Source organism: Pseudoduganella chitinolytica (assembly GCF_029028125.1).
GTDB classification, from domain to species: domain Bacteria; phylum Pseudomonadota; class Gammaproteobacteria; order Burkholderiales; family Burkholderiaceae_D; genus Rugamonas; species Rugamonas chitinolytica.
In genome coordinates, this window is record NZ_CP119083.1 from 3446190 (window position 1) to 3461242 (window position 15053).

At 67.9% G+C, this 15053-nt stretch carries 13 protein-coding genes; 7 read left to right on the top strand and 6 right to left on the bottom strand.

The features are described 5' to 3' along the window. Positions 1-5: 5 nt before the first annotated feature. Positions 6-2636, bottom strand: coding sequence for a collagenase (locus PX653_RS15185; protein ID WP_277413609.1), 2631 nt, complete (start codon positions 2634-2636; stop codon positions 6-8). Between the two features lie 236 nt (positions 2637-2872). Between PX653_RS15185 and PX653_RS15190 the strand changes: the two genes are divergently transcribed. Then, complete coding sequence (locus PX653_RS15190; protein ID WP_277413610.1) at positions 2873-3814, top strand: 4-hydroxyproline epimerase; 942 nt, start codon at positions 2873-2875, stop codon at positions 3812-3814. A gap of 1 nt (position 3815) precedes the next feature. Here the strand turns inward: PX653_RS15190 and PX653_RS15195 are convergent, their stop codons facing one another. Then, entirely contained in the window at positions 3816-4565 is a 750-nt protein-coding gene (locus PX653_RS15195; RefSeq protein WP_277413611.1) for an AraC family transcriptional regulator, read from the bottom strand. Positions 4566-4753: 188 nt separating this feature from the next. On the opposite strand from PX653_RS15195, the gene PX653_RS15200 reads away from it, so the two are divergent. The 5 genes from PX653_RS15200 (at position 4754) to PX653_RS15220 (ending at position 10494) form a co-directional block, all read left to right on the top strand. Continuing rightward, a complete protein-coding gene (locus tag PX653_RS15200) occupies positions 4754-5650 on the top strand; it encodes a dihydrodipicolinate synthase family protein (RefSeq protein ID WP_277413612.1) in 897 nt (298 codons plus the stop codon). Next, on the top strand, positions 5647-6759 hold the full coding sequence (locus PX653_RS15205; RefSeq protein ID WP_277413613.1) for an NAD(P)/FAD-dependent oxidoreductase: 1113 nt from the start codon (positions 5647-5649) through the stop codon (positions 6757-6759). Before PX653_RS15200 ends, PX653_RS15205 begins: the two co-directional genes overlap by 4 nt. Continuing rightward, positions 6752-7009, top strand: a complete 258-nt coding sequence (locus tag PX653_RS15210; protein ID WP_277413614.1) for a 2Fe-2S iron-sulfur cluster-binding protein — start codon at positions 6752-6754, stop codon at positions 7007-7009. Before PX653_RS15205 ends, PX653_RS15210 begins: the two co-directional genes overlap by 8 nt. Beyond that, positions 7006-8253 (top strand): NAD(P)/FAD-dependent oxidoreductase, encoded by a 1248-nt coding sequence (locus tag PX653_RS15215; RefSeq protein WP_277413615.1) that lies wholly within the window; start codon positions 7006-7008, stop codon positions 8251-8253. Before PX653_RS15210 ends, PX653_RS15215 begins: the two co-directional genes overlap by 4 nt. Positions 8254-8451: 198 nt before the next feature. Next, positions 8452-10494, top strand: coding sequence for a TonB-dependent receptor plug domain-containing protein (locus PX653_RS15220; RefSeq protein ID WP_277413616.1), 2043 nt, complete (start codon positions 8452-8454; stop codon positions 10492-10494). Between the two features lie 10 nt (positions 10495-10504). On the opposite strand, the gene PX653_RS15225 is transcribed toward PX653_RS15220, so the two are convergent. Then, positions 10505-11362: a CPBP family intramembrane glutamic endopeptidase gene (locus PX653_RS15225; RefSeq protein WP_277413617.1), complete on the bottom strand. Its 858-nt coding sequence runs from the start codon at positions 11360-11362 to the stop codon at positions 10505-10507. Between the two features lie 174 nt (positions 11363-11536). On the opposite strand from PX653_RS15225, the gene PX653_RS15230 reads away from it, so the two are divergent. Beyond that, complete coding sequence (locus tag PX653_RS15230) at positions 11537-12106, top strand: FAD:protein FMN transferase (RefSeq protein ID WP_277413618.1); 570 nt, start codon at positions 11537-11539, stop codon at positions 12104-12106. A gap of 73 nt (positions 12107-12179) precedes the next feature. Here PX653_RS15230 and PX653_RS15235 read toward each other — a convergent pair whose 3' ends face one another. From PX653_RS15235 to PX653_RS15245, 3 genes are all read right to left on the bottom strand, one after another. Next, the gene (locus PX653_RS15235; protein WP_277413619.1) at positions 12180-12641 is read right to left on the bottom strand and encodes a hypothetical protein; all 462 of its coding nucleotides are present in this window, start codon (positions 12639-12641) and stop codon (positions 12180-12182) included. A 70-nt stretch (positions 12642-12711) separates the two neighbouring features. Then, a complete protein-coding gene (locus PX653_RS15240) occupies positions 12712-13173 on the bottom strand; it encodes a hypothetical protein (protein WP_277413620.1) in 462 nt (153 codons plus the stop codon). An 11-nt stretch (positions 13174-13184) separates the two neighbouring features. After that, positions 13185-15053: a TIGR02594 family protein gene (locus PX653_RS15245; RefSeq protein WP_277413621.1), complete on the bottom strand. Its 1869-nt coding sequence runs from the start codon at positions 15051-15053 to the stop codon at positions 13185-13187.

Below are 15053 nucleotides of genomic sequence, written 5' to 3' on the forward strand. Positions count from 1 at the left end.
AAGGATCAGAACTCGACCTTCAACTGCGCGCCGGCAAACGCCGCCTGACCGTACAGGCTGATGTACATATAACCCGCGGGCGGATAGTTGACGACGATGCTCTCGCCGTTCCCGCCGTTGAACGAACCATAGTTATAGGCATTGCGCGTCGCCCACTGGCCCAGCGTGTTCGCATACATGTCCGCGTTGCCCGTACCGCCGGAGCTGGTCAAGCGGATCTGCTTCGTGCCCGCCGGGACCAGCAGGTACATATAGGCGTAGTTGCCGGCCGTCGCCGAGAGATTCGAGCGCACGCAATTGCGGCCAAGCTGCTGCGCCGAGCCGGGGCATTCTGGCAAGGTCGCGCCGCCGGATACCGTGACCGCGCGCGACTTGACGGCCGATTTCGCTCCCTTGTCGTCGGTGACCGTCAGCTTCACCGTGTACGTGCCTGCCGCGGCGTAGGTCTTCGCCGGATTCGCGGCCGTGGACGTGGTGCCATCGCCAAAATTCCACGCCCAGCCGGCGACGGAGCCATCGCTGTCGGTGGCGGTACTGGTGAACTTCGCCGTTAGTCCCGCGACGGTGGCCGTGAAGTCGGCCACGGGCGCCGCGTTCGCCGTACCGCCCGCGCATTGCGGCAGGGCCGCGTTGTTCACGCACGGCAGCCAGTTCCTGAAGTCGGCGTCCATGCTCGATCCCATGCCGGCGCCGGTCATGTAGGCCGCATAGCCCGTGTAGTTCCCGGGCCGGAAGTAGCCCAGCACGTTCGACACCTTGGCGCGCTGCTTCTCGAACAGGTAGCGCACGGCCAGGTAGCCCCAGTTGTAGACGCGCGTCTGGCCCGAGTTGTAGTCGTTGCGGAAGATGGTGCTGAGGGCATACGTGCCCGCCGCCGCCTGGGCCTTGGCCGCATCGTACGACAGGTTGCGGTAGCCGTACGACATGTACTCGGCAAAGCCTTCCACCCACCACACCGAGTTGACGCTCATGGCGGCATTGAAGTCGCCGTACATGTCGAAGCGGCCGTCCAGGTAGTGGATGTATTCGTGCGTCAGGTTCCAGATCTCGAACTTCGGCAGCAACCACTCGGCCTGGTAGGCGATGAAGCGGGGCTGGTTGCCCGCCGCGCTGGGGTTCCCCTCCAGGTACATGCCGCCGTTGTTGGTGTCGATGCCGTAGATGGCGCCCGCGTAGGTGCCGTAGTCCTGGCTGCTCGCGAACACCACCATCTCCAGCTGCGCGTTGTTGTCGTTGGCGACGGGGACCGCGCCCGAGGCCACCGCCTTGTGGAAGTAGGATTCCTGGCCGCCCACGATCGTGCAGGCCTCGTTCAGCTGGGCCCGCGTCAGCGCCTGCGCGCGCAGCCGCAGGGTCGGGCTGCAGCTATGGCTGATGGGCAGGACCTCCGTCGCCAGGCGCGTGCTGAAATTGCACATGTTGTAGTAGGCGCAGTTGGCCTTGTCGTAGTAGTCGACCTGTTCGCCCAGGCCCACCCACAGCGCGGCGCTGGCACCGGTGATGCTGCTGCGCTCCACCAGCGTCTTGGCGCGCGACCGCGCCAGCACCTTGGGCGCCGTGTTGTCGGCATACTGCAGGAAGCGCCCCAGCTCGCGGCCGGCGTTGGCGACGAGGTAGCCGTCGTCGGTACCGAGCAGGTCGAAATGCGCGTTGGCGAAGTTGTGCAGCGTGTCGACGATCGATGCATCCGCCTTCACCAGCGCCTGGAAGTCGGCATTCTGGTGGCCACGGAACAGCACCGTGAAGGCATTGTTGGTGGCGGACGTCATCCACCAGGAACCGGCGGCGCTGGCATTGAATCCATCGAGCAGGCGCTTGACGACGGAGTTGAGGTAGCGCGCGTTCTCCGAGGCGCTGTCGACCAGCGTGACGAATTCGGCCAGCGTCTCGCCGTGGGCATCGTTGACGAGGCCGAAATTGCGGTTGTTGACGAAGGCGTCGAGCGCGGTGCGGATGGCCGCCTTCAATGTCGCGCCATACGGCCCGGTGGAGGCGCCGTCGTAGTAATTGACGTAGTAGCCGGCGCGCAGGAACATCACCATCTGCAGCGTGCTGGCGCCGTTGGTGCCGTCGTACGAGGCGGCGGCGCTGGCGAAGGCGTTGGCGATCGTGACCATCTTGCTCTCGCTGAAGATGGCGCCCGCCGTCGTGCCGGTCACGCCGAACAGCGTATTGATGCAGTCGCTCGTGCTGGACTTCACGGCGTTCACCAGCGCCGTGCCGCTGGCTCCGGCGAACAGGGCGGTATCGCAGGCCGCCAGCGCCGCGTTGGCGCTGACACCGGTCACGCCGCGCGCCAGCTCCTTGGAGGGCCGCACCAGCGCCCGGCTGTCGGCCTGCTGGCCGGGATCGTCGCCATACTTCAGGTAGGCATTGGTGCTGGGCGCGACACTGGGCTTGCGTTCGCTCGCGTCCAGCGCCCGCTTCTGGTGATGGCCGCCCCGGTACAGGTCCTCGATCTTCGCGACCTTGGGGTTGCGCTCCTTGCGTTCCGCCCTGGCCTGTTCCTGTCGCAGGTCGTCGCTCGTATCGGGGGCCGGTGCCGCCAGCGCGGAAAAACTGGCCAGCCCCGCCGCCATCAGGGCGGCCGCCAATCGTCCGTGCCGCTGCCTTGCCGCTGTCTTTGCAAAGTACATAGTGTCTCCGATGATGTTTTTGAAGTCCCGGCGCATTGCGGCCGGGTCAGCAGATGGTAGCCAAACGGGTCGGCGCGGCTTGTGCCAGTTTCGCCAGGGACGACGGATAAATCGGCATGGCCCCCGCACATTGGCGCCAACTGTGCCGATTTCGCCGTCTACCGTCCCCCAAACCGCCAAGACCCCGGCCGGTGCCGACTGTAGCCTTGGCACCACACCACAACATCATCGAGCCCATGACCAAGACGCTGACCATCATCGATTCCCACACGGGTGGCGAACCCACCCGCCTGATCGTGGACGGCGGCCCCGACCTCGGCACCGGCCCGCTGGCCGGAAGGCTGGCGCGCCTGCGGGACGAACACGACTACCTGCGCACCGGCACCGTGTGCGAGCCGCGCGGGTCCGACGTCCTGGTCGGCGCCCTGCTGTGCGAACCGCACGCAGACGATTGCGCGGCGGGCGTCATCTTCTTCAACAACGTGGGCTATCTCGGCATGTGCGGCCACGGCACCATCGGCCTGGTGAAATCGCTGGCGCACCTGGGCCGGCTGGGGACGGGCCGCCATCGTATCGACACGCCAGTGGGCGTGGTGGTGGCGGAGCTGCATGCGGATGGCAGCGTCAGCGTCGACAACGTGCCGTCCTGGCGCTACCGTAAGCAACAGGCCGTAACCGTGCCGGGCATCGGTACCGTCACAGGCGACATTGCCTGGGGCGGCAATTGGTTTTACCTCGTCGAACAGCATGGGCTCGCGGTGGAACCGGCCAATATCGACGCGTTGTCGGCCTTCGCCCAGGCCGTGATGCAGGCGCTGCACGAGCAGGGCATCGCAGGGGTTGACGGTGCGCCGATCGATCACGTGGAGTTGTTCGGCCCTTCGCTCGTGGCCGACAGCCGCAACTTCGTGCTGTGCCCGGGCAAGGCCTACGACCGCTCGCCCTGCGGTACCGGCACCAGCGCCAAGCTGGCCTGCCTGGCGGCGGACGGCAAGCTCGCGCCCGGCCAGGTGTGGCGCCAGGAAAGCATCATCGGCAGCGTGTTCGAAGCCAGCTACCGCCCGGCCGGCGAGCGCATCGCCCCCACCATCCGCGGGCGCGCATGGATCGGCGGCGAAGCGTGGCTCGTGTTCGAGGACGACGATCCGTTCGCCTGGGGCATCCGCAGCCCTGGCTGACCTACATCACCCCGCGCTCGACCTGCCGGCCGTAGTCGGTAGGACTCATGCCGACATATGCCTTGAACTGGCGGCTGAACGCGCTGTGGTCCGTGTAGCCGCACTCGTACGCGACTTGCGCGATTCGGATGCCCGGGTTGCCGGCGATGATCTCGCGCGCCGCGGACAGCCGGCATTGCAGCAGCATTTGCCGTGGCGAGTGGTGAAACACCTTCTGGAACAGGCGTTCGACGCGCGACAGCGACAGCCCGGCCTGCGCGGCCAGCGCCTGCAGGCAGACGTTGTCCTGGTAGTGATCGCGAATGTGCTGGGCGATCTGGGCGATCTGCCGGTAGGCGGGATGCAGGTCGTCGGGCAGGCCCAGGTCGCGCGACGTGCCGATCAGGCCGATCACTGTGCCGTCCTGGTCGCGCAGGGGCATCTTGCGCGTGATGCACCAGCCCCGGCTGCGGCCGGGATAGATGTGCAGTTCCAGGTGCTTGTCGATGGGCGCACCGCTGTCCATGACCTTGCGGTCCTGGGCGAAATACGATTCGGCCAGCGCGCGCGGGAACAGCTCCAGCGCGGTCTTGCCGATCACCTCGTGCTTGTGGCGCGCGCCGCAACGCCGCACCATCGTGCGGTTGATGCTGAGGTAGCGCCCTTCCGTGTCCTTGATGAAGAACGCGATATCGTTCAATCCGTCGAACATCGTTTCGACGGTGCCGATGCCGACCGTCCCGAGATCCGCCAAGCCTGCTGTATCGATCATCTGTCCCCTCCTGCTGGCGAATATAGTGGCTTTGCCGCGCGCTGGCAAACCTCGCGGCATGGCTTGCGACCTGCACGCCACGCTTGTGCTGCGCTTGTGCTGATTTCGGCGCGCCACGCGCGCGCTGCACGCAAGACCGCGGCCGCCGCACGCCGTAGCATGGATGCTTTCAACGGAGAGAGACAGTCATGTGGAACGGAGTTCTTCCAGCGGTCACGACGAAATTCAAGGACGACGGCACGCTCGACAGGGATGAGATGCTGCGCTGCTTCCAGCTGCAGATGGATGCGGGCGTGGACGGGCTGATCGCCTGCGGCTCGCTGGGCGAAGGGCCGATGCTGTCGCACGACGAGCGCATCGAGGTCCTGCGCCTGTGCAAGGAGGTGGCGGGGACGAAGCCGGCCTTGCTGACAATTGCCGAAGCGGCCACGCAGGACGCGTGCGCGCTGGCCCGCAAGGCCGCGCGCGCCGGCGCCGACGGCCTGATGGTGGTGCCCAGCACGATCTACCATACCGACCCGCGCGAGACGGTCGCGACGCTGACGGCGATTGCCGGCGCCAGCGAACTGCCCATCATGATCTATTCGAACCGGCTGGCCTACCGGGTGGACGTGACGATTCCCATCATGGAGGAGTTGGCCAAGTTCGAGCAGTTCGTCGCCGTGAAGGAGTCCTCCGACGACATCCGCCGCAGTACCGACATCATCAACCACTTCGGCGATCGCTATGCCCTGCTGACGGGCGTGGACAACCTGGCCTTCGAGGCGCTGGCGGTGGGCGCCACCGGCTGGGTCGCGGGCCTGTGCCTCGCGTTCCCGGCCGAGACGGTGGCGATCTACCGCCTGATGCGGGCGGGCCGCCAGGCCGAGGCGCTGGCCATCTACCGCTGGTTCCGGCCGTTGCTGGACCTGGACGTGTCGACCTACCTGGTGCAGAACATCAAGCTGGCGGAGCAACTGGCCATCGACTCGAACGACCGCGTGCGCGCACCGCGCCTGCCGTTGACGGGCGAACGGCGCGCGCAGGCGGAGCAGGTCGTCCGCACCGCGATCGCGTGCCGGCCTACCCTGCCCGCGCTGGCGTGACAAGTCCGGACGTCATCGTCGTCGGCGCCGGCATCGTCGGTGCCGCCTGCGCCGTCGCGTTGCAGGCGCGCGGGCGCAATGTGCTGCTGCTCGACCGCAGCCATCCCGGCGCCGGTACCACGGCCGCCGGCATGGGCCACCTGGTCGCGCTGGACGAATCGGACGATGAACTCGACCTGTGCCTGCTGTCGCTGCGGCACTGGGACCGCTACCTGGCCGAACACGGCAAGGACGTGGACCACGCCCGCTGCGGCACGCTGTGGGTGGCGGAGGACGAGGAGCAGCTGGCCAACGCGGCATCCCGCGCCGAACGCCTGGCGCGGCGCGGCTGGCAGGCGGAACTGCTGTCGGGGGCGCTACTGGCCGAGGCCGAACCGGCGCTGCGGCCCGGCCTGGCCGGCGGCGTGCGGGTGTTGGCCGACAGCGTCGTCTATCCGCCCGCCGTCGCGCGCGACCTCGCCAAGCGGCTCACGGCCCTGGGTGGCGCGACGCTGTTCGATGCGGCGGTCGGCGCCATCGGCACGGGCTTCGTGCAACTGCATTCAGGCCGCCGCATCGAGGCGCATGACGTCGTCGTCGCCAGCGGTTGCGCCGTTCCCGCGTTGCTGCCAGCCATGCCCGTCTTCCCGCGCAAGGGTCACCTGGCCATCACCGACCGCTATCCGGGCCGGCTGCGCCACCAGGTCGTCAGCATGGGCTATGGCCAGACCGCGGCCGGTGCCGACGGCCTGGCGGTGGCTGCCAACGTGCAGCCGCGTCCCACGGGCCAATGGCTGGTCGGCTCCTGCCGCCAGGACGGCATCGCCGACACGCACGTGGACCCGCGCGTGCTGGGTGCGCTGCTGCGCAGTGCCATCGCGCTGCTGCCCTGCCTGGCGCAGATGCGCATCGTGCGCAGCTGGACCGGCATGCGCCCCGCCACGCCGGATGGCCGGCCGCTGATCGGCCGCCATCCCGGCCTGCCGCGCACCTGGCTGGCGGCCGGCCACGAAGGCCTGGGCGTGACGACCGCGTTCGGCACCGCCGAGATATTGGCGGACCTGGTGTGCGGCCACCGTCCTCCCATCGATCCCATTCCCTATTCCCCAGCGAGGTTTTGCCATGACTGACCGCACCTGCGAACTAACGATCGACGGCGTGACCGTCACGGTGCCCGTGGGCGCCAGCATCGTCGCGGCCATCGTCACGGCCGGCACGCTGTGCACGCGCCGCTCCGTGACGGGCCAGCGCCGCTTCGCCCTGTGCGGCATGGGCCGCTGCCAGGAATGCCGCGTGACCGTGGACGGCCGCCAGCACGTGCTGGCCTGCCGCACCGCCTGCGCGGAGGGCATGCAGGTGCTGACGGGAGCGCAGCCGTGAACCGCACCGTGCATATCGTCGGCAGCGGCCCCGCCGGACTGGCCGCCGCCCAGGCGGCCGTCGCGGCGGGCGCACGCGTCGTCCTGATCGACGACAATCGCAGTCCGGGCGGCCAGGTCTGGCGCGGCGGTCCCGGCGCGTGGAATGCACCCGCCGCGGATAGCTTGTGGCATGGCCTGCAGAACCATCCGCTGTTCACGCACGTGCGCAACGCGCAGGTGGTCGGCAGTGTCGACGCGCATACGCTGCTGCTCGAGACGGACGCCGGCGGCAGCCGTATCGGCTTCGAGCGCCTGATCCTGTGCACCGGCGCGCGCGAGGTCTTCGTGCCGTTCCCCGGCTGGACGCTACCGGGCGTGACGGGCGCGGGCGGCCTGCAGGCGCTGGTCAAGGAAGGCATGCCGGTCCGCGGCCGCCGCGTCGTCGTCGCCGGCTCCGGCCCCCTGCTGCTGGCCAGCGCGGCGACGGCGCTGGCGGCCGGCGCGCAAGTGGTCGCCATCGTCGAGCACCAGCCCCGTGCGGCGCTGGCCCGCTTCGGCCTTGGGCTCGCGCTGCGCCACCGCGGCAAGCTGCGCCAGGCGACCGGCCTGCTTGCCCGGCTGCGCCGAGTGCCCTACCTGACGGATGCGCTGGTGGTCGAAGCGAAGGGTGACGATGCAATACGCAGCGTCATCGTCGCCACGGGGCGCGGCCGTACCGAATACGAGTGCGACTTCCTCGGCACCGGCTTTGGCCTGGCCGCCAACACGGAACTGGGTCAGTCGTTCGGCTGCGCCGTCGAGCATGGCGCGCTGCGGGTCGACAAGCGCCAGCAAACCAGCGTGCCGCACATCCATGCCGCCGGCGAGTGTACCGGCATCGGCGGCGTGGACAAGGCGCTGGCCGAAGGCCGCGTCGCCGCGCTGGCCGCGCTCGACCAGGCCCCGTCGCGCCACGATTTGCGCGCATTGCGACAGGCACGCCAATTCGCCCATCTGTTGGCACGTCATTTCGCGCCCCGCCCGGCATTGCAGGCACTCTGCCAGCCCGGCACGATCGTGTGCCGCTGCGAGGACGTGACGGCGGCCGAACTGCGGCCCTACGGCACCTGGCGTGAAGCCAAGCTGGCCACGCGCGTGGGAATGGGGCCGTGCCAGGGCAGCACGTGCGCCGCAGCGTGCGAACTGCTGTTCGGCTGGGCGCCGCCTCCGGCCCGGATCCCCATCCTGCCGGCGAGCGGCGCTACATTGGCATCCATCGAGTAACGCCGCCGGCATGGCGCGGTGGCGTGCATCACCGTTCCAACCCGCCACTCGCCCGTTTCATCCCGCCGCGCTGGCGCTCCGGCGCGGTGCCCTCCTACACTCGGGTCCTCCCAACTGCGACCCGTCACGATGAAACCCCTGCCCTGCCTGCTGCCTGCACTTACCCTGTCAATGTCCATGCCTTGCGCCGCGCAGGACATGCAAAGCGTCACCGTCAGCGGCAGCACGGCGCTGCGCCAGAACGACACCGCCGGCAAGGTGATCGTGGCGCGCGAAGAACTGCTGCGCTACGGCGATGGCGGACTGGCCGGCGCGCTGGCGCGGCTGCCCGGCCTGTCGGTGGGCGCCGACGGCATCCGCATGCGCGGGCTGGCCGCCGGGTACACGCAGATCCTCGTCAACGGCGAGCCGGTGGCGCCCGGCTTCGCGCTGGACTCGCTGGCCCCCGATCTGGTCGAACGCATCGAGATCCTGCGCACCACGTCGGCCGAGTACAGCGCGCAAGCCATGGCCGGCACCCTCAACATCGTGCTGCGCAAGGCGGTGCGGGGCCCGCAGCGCGACGTCAAGCTGGCCATGGCCCATGACCAGCACGCCTGGAGCCCCGGCATCACGGTCCAACTGGCGGACCGGGACGATGGGCGCGCGTGGATCGTTGCCGCGGCGCTGACCCGCACGCGCTCCGGCGGCATGCCGCTGACGGCTGGGCGCGACACCGGCCCGGACGGCGCCGTGCTGGCGTCGCGCGAGACGGAAGAGGTCTATGCCGGCCGGGCGGACAAAGCCAGCATCGCACCGCGCGTGACCTGGACGCTGGCCAATGGCGACACTCTGGCGTGGCAAGGACTGCTGGACGTGACGCGCACCGTCAACGCCGGCACGGCCAGCGAGTCGGCGATCGCCGGCGCCCCCAGCCGCTCGCCACTGTCGCGCTTCGACGCCAGTGCCACCGAGAGGACCGCACGCGGCGACGTCACGTGGACGCACCGGATGGATGCCGTGCAGTTGACGGCCAAGGCCACCGGCAACAGCAGCCGGCGGCGCGGCGACTACCTGTTCCAGGGCACGGACACCGAACGGCGCCCGTCCCTGAGGCGCCACGTCGCCTCCACCGTACGCGACGACAGCGCCGGCAGCAGCGGCAAGCTGCTCGTGCCGCTGTGGCCGGGGCACGCCGTCGGCTTCGGCTGGGACGGCAGCTATACCCGCCGCGCCGAGACGCGCTTGCAGCACGATACGGTGCCCACCGACGCGCTGCTGGACCAGGCTTATACGGCCGGCGTGTCCCGCGTGGCGCTGTATGCGCAGGACGAATGGGACATCGGCCCGCACTGGCAGGCCTACCTGGGCTTGCGCTGGGAGGGACTCGACACGGCGATCCGCGGCCACGGGATGGCCCGTACCGGCTCCCGCGCAAGCGTCTTCAGTCCCGTGGCGAACCTACTGTGGAAGGTCCCCGGGCGGGGCCAGTGGCGCCTGGCGCTGGCACGCACCTACAAGGCCCCCCTGACCCGCAACCTGGTGCCGCGCCGTTACACCATCAACAACGACAACGGTCCCGCCAACCCGGACGTGGAGGGCAACCCGGCGCTGCGGCCGGAACTGGCATGGGGCGTGGACGCGGGTTGGGAAAGCACCTTCGCGGGCAGGGGCGTGGCCAGCGTGAATGCGTATGGCCGCCGCATCGGCGACGTCACCGTGCAGCGCCTGTTCCGCAGCGGGCCTGCGTGGGTATCGACGCTGGACAACGGCGGCCGCGCCAGCGCGCACGGCATCGAGGCCGACGTGAAGGTGCCGCTGGCCGGGCTGGCCGGGGCCCTGCCCGACGTCGACCTGCGCTTCAGCGCCAACCGCAACTGGTCGCGCGTGGATGCGGTGCCGGGCCCGAACAACCGGCTGGCCGACCAGACTGCGCTGACCGTCAACGCGGGCGTCGACTATCGCGGGCCAGGCGGCTGGAGCGCCGGCATCGACTACCGCTACCAGGGCGGTGCCACGACCCGCACGACAGCCCTGCTGAGTGGCGACACGGGACCCGCGCGCACGCTCGATACGTACCTCGCATGGAACGGCGGCCGGCGCGGCAAGCTGCGCCTGGGGTTGGCCAACCTGCTGCATCGCGACACCCGCGCCGGACGATACTATGCCGGCGCCGATGGCGGCAGCAGCCGAGTCACCGTCACGCCGGCCACGACCGCGCTGCGCATCCAGTTCGACTATCCGCTCGCGCCGCCCGGTTGACCGCGTCCGGTTAAACCTGCGGCTTCGGCAGCCAATGGCCGCGCCGGCGGGCGGCGGCCAGCAGCAACAGCGCGGCGACGCCCCAGCCGATCAGCGTGACGAACGAGCCCTCGACGCCGTAGGTACCGCCGGTGAGCCATGCCGGGCCGCTCGTCGTCACCTGGATCCAGCCGCGGCCCGGGTTACCGGAGACGGGCAGCGAAAACACGGCGTCGAACAGGTAGTTCCACGCGAAGTGCAGGCCGACCGGCAACCACAGGCGGCGCGTCATGAGCCAGGCGCCCGTCAGGGTAACCGAGGCCACGGCCGTCATCACGGCCGCGAACACGCTGAAGCTGTCGTTCGGCACGTGGGCCAGGACGAACAGGACGGACGAGACGACAAGGGCAATCGTCGTGCCCCATGATCTCTCCAGCAGCCGGAAGATCACGGCGCGGAACAGGATCTCCTCCATGAACGCCACCATCACCTGCTCCGGCAGCGGTACCAGTATCACGGTCCAGTGCGCGGTACCGGTAGCCGTCCACGCGCCTGCAGCCAGCAGCACCGCGCTGCAGAACACCACCAGCAGCGCGCCCATGCCGAGGCCCCGGCCCAGCTCATCGCCCGCGCCGGCCAGGCCCAGCTCCGCCACGTCGCGCTGCTCGAAGCGGCGCACGTAGAAGCGGTAGCCGGCCAACATGCCCAGTGTCGCCAGCAGCATCGGCCACGCCGTGCGGTAGGGCTTGGGCACCGCTTCGGCCAGCACCAGCAGGCCGAAGAACGGTACCAGCATGCACAGCACGGCCAGGATGGCACGCACGAGCGGATGCGCAAGCAGCCGGCGCGGCGGGCGCGCCCGGGAAGGAACGGTTGGCGATGTGGTCATGCTGCTTCCTGTCGTTGTTGTCATGGGATGTCACTGCACCGTTCGGCAGTTCGATCACGTGACGCAATCCGGCTCCGAGCGCTAGTTTCAGGCGGACATCATAGCGCGCCGCACCAGTGCCCACACATTGTTTTTGATTCACTGATGAAACAGCTTTTTCATGATGCAGATCATGTGATCTTTTGCTGCATGCTGACGGCGCTGAACGACAGCATCGCCAGAGGCGAATCATTCGAGGCCGATGCCGAGATGGTGGGCCTGCTGCAGTCGGCGGCCCGGCTGTCGGCGCAGTCCGACTACCTGTTCAATCCGGCCGTCGACCCGCGCGGTGCCGGCACGCTCGTGATGGTGCCGCTGCGCGACAACGAGGCGATGGGCACCAGCGGCGACTACGAACGCTACTTCATCAAGGACGGCAAGCGCCGTCCCCACATCGTCGATCCGCGCACGGGTTATCCGATCGACCTGGTGGCCTCCGTCACGATCGTCACGTCCGGCGGCAAGGACGTGGGCCTGCGCTCGGACGGCGCTTCGAAACCGCTGTTCATCGCGGGGCCCGAAGGCTGGCAGGCGATGGCGCGACGGCTGGACCTGCGTGAGGTGCTGCTGGTGGATACGGCGCGGCAGGTGCACGTGTCGCCCGCGTTGCAGGAGCGGCTGGCGGGCGGCGCGCCGGCCCTGCCGTATGATAGGGCGACCGGCGCCAATTCTGGCCCGGTACCGACAGCCCAGGACAAACGATGAACACGCCGGCAGCGAGGGACTGCATCAAACGACGAAAAGCTGATGGTGCTGCTCGCGCCGGACGATGCCCCGGCTAGGGCTTGTACCGGATCGACGAGCCGCGCTCGGTGAAGCCGCACTTCTTCGGTACCGACTTGCGCATCACGGCGTCCTGGAAAGTCATCCAGCCCGGCTTGCCCTTTGCCTGCGCCGGCATGCTGAAGACGACGTCCTCGTCGTTGGCGTACAGGATCAGCATCTGCGGTCCCTCGTTGCCGCTGTCGTCCTGGCCGCTGTAGACCTGCAGCTCGACCTTGCCATCGTTGACGTCGAAGCCGGCGACGGCACGGCCCTCGCGCCGGTAGTCGCAGCCGCCGCCAGTCTGGTTGAAGCGGAAATCGAACGACGGCACGCCGCGCCCGTCGACCTTCCAGTTGCTGACACTAAGGGAACGCGTGACGGCGCCGTCCTGCCGCTTCGTGTCCACGGTGCCGGTAAAGGCCGCGGCCGCCCCGGCGGCGCAGCACAGCAGGAGGGATAGCAATGGTTTTTTCATGAGTAGCCTGGTCAGGAATGGACGAATTGCGGCTACCTGAAATTTTTTATTCAGCATGCCTGCCCATTCGTTACTTCTGGAAGCGTATGGAAGAGCTGCCGCGCTCCGTATATCCGCACTTCTTTGCGACCGCCGTCGACATCCGTTCGTCATCGAACGCAATCCACGTCATCTTGTTCTGCTTAAAAGGCATGGTGAACGCCACTTCATTAGCGTTAGCGTACAGCAGCAGCAGTTGCGGGCCTTCGCGGCCGTGCTCGTCCTGGCCACTGTAGACCTGCAGCTCCACCCTGCCGTCGTTTATGTCGAAACCGGCGATGGCGTGGCCTTCACGCCGATAGTCGCAGCCGCTGCCAGTCTGGCTGAAGCGGAAGTCGAACGAGGGTACACCGCGCGCGTCGACCGTCCAGTTGCTGACCGACAGTGATCGTTGAATGGCTCCGTCGCGCCGGGTCATGTCCAGCGTGCCGGGGAAAGCCGCGGCAACGCCGAAGGTACAGCAAAGAACCAGGGAAAGCAGGGTGTTTTTCATCTTTGATCCGGTCATGAATGGGTGGAGGCTGCCGTCAGCGGGGCGCCATCGGTCGCTATATCTTGCAAGACATAATCGTCATCATAATCGGGATAGTCTGCTGGATAGCGATAGCTGACCACCCATCGTGCCGGCACATGGCTATGCGTCACCGCACTCCGGTCGCTCTGGTTGCCGCCCAGCGTTGCAAGCTGAAGGCGGTCCCTCGACAGACCGGCAACAAATGTCACGTGGTGGGAGCCGCTTTCAAAACGCACGACCGCGACAGCGCCAAAAGCGGGCTTGTTGTTGCGGGTCGGCCGCCCCCACTTCTTGAAATTGGCCGCCCAGGCACTGTTGTCGCCGGCAAATCCGGATTTGACCAGGCACCAGTTGCAAAACGCGGCGCACCATGCCGTCTCGTCGGTAGCGGCATCCCTCTTGTTCAGATCCGTTTCGGTAAAGTATTCGATGATGCGCGGGTGGGCAGCACGGCCGGCCACACGCTTGACTCTGGCCTTGAACTCCTCCTCCGCGAATTTCATCCAGGGTGCCTTCAGCGCCGACGCCACGGCAGTCTTAGGCTTGTCGGCGGCATCGCGCAGGTAGGCCGTGTGCAACTCGGCGTTCAGGTCATCGAACCTGCTGCCCTGCTTGGCCGGTGCCGGTGCCGGTGCCGGTGCCGCAGGTTTGGCCGCTTGCGGATGGGCCGCAAGAGGATGTGCCGCGGGCTGGTGCGCTGCGGGCGGATGCGCTGCGGGTGGCCGAGCTGCCGAGGGATGGGCTGCCGGCGGATGTGCCGTGGGCGGATGCGCCGGCGGGGCGCCGTGGCCGCCGTCGAGAATCGGGATCAGCAGGACCTGGTCGGGCCGGATGATGTACGGCGACTTGATGTTGTTCAGGTCCGCGATGGTCTTGTAGCGCATCTTTTCGACGGCCGCGATCGATCCCAACGTATCGCCCTTCTTCACCTTGTACGTCTTGGTTTTCGGCTTGCCGTGCTGGGCCGGGGCCGCTGCCGCCGGCTTGGCCGCGGCCGGCGCTGCCGGCGGCTTGGCGGCCGCTGGCGGTGCCGGCGGCTTGGGCGGTTTGTCGTGCACGCGCGTGCTCGTCTGGATGCGGATCGTCGGCGCCACCAGCGTCACGGTCAGCGACTTGACGGGATTGGGTACCGCCACCGGGTCCACCGCCACCCAGGCCTTGGTCGTGGCATCGAACACCTTCACCAGGATGTCGCCGGTACTGTTGGGGGCGATGCGCACGGCGATGCTGCCGGCCGAGTCGGTCGCCACTTCGCTGCTGCGGCCCGCATAGGTCACGTTGATCCTGGTATTGGCGATCGCGACCCGGGCGGCATCCTTCAGGAATATCTCCACGACCGGCAGCTGCACGCCGCAACCCTGCTTCTGCGCCTGCGATACGGCAAGGCGCATGGTACGGCCGTTCCAGACCTTTCTCAATTCCCTGACATAGTGCGGGTCAGTTGCGTAACCCGCCTCCTTCAATGCCGCGGCTTCCTTGTCGAAATTGCCGACCACGTCTGGATCGAATAGCCCATTTTTCGCATAGATCGGATTTGTTCTCAAGAAATGCGTCCTGTCCCGTAGGCTGGCAGCTCTGTCGGGATAGACACGGAACGGTGCATTGATCCATATCTTCTGCTTGCGCACAATTTCCCACACACGGAATACGCGCGACTCCCCATGCCAACCAGGGGAAGCCTTGATGTTGAAAACGTTATTGGTACCGGGCAGCACGCGCTCACCCCAACCAGTTTCCAGCGCCGCTTGGGCGAGAATCAACTCCCACGAGCAGCCTGTCTGCGCGGAGACCGCTCGCGCGGGACAGTACAGGCTCCTGATAAATTCAAGCTTATCCTCATATGTATATTCCGGCTTCAC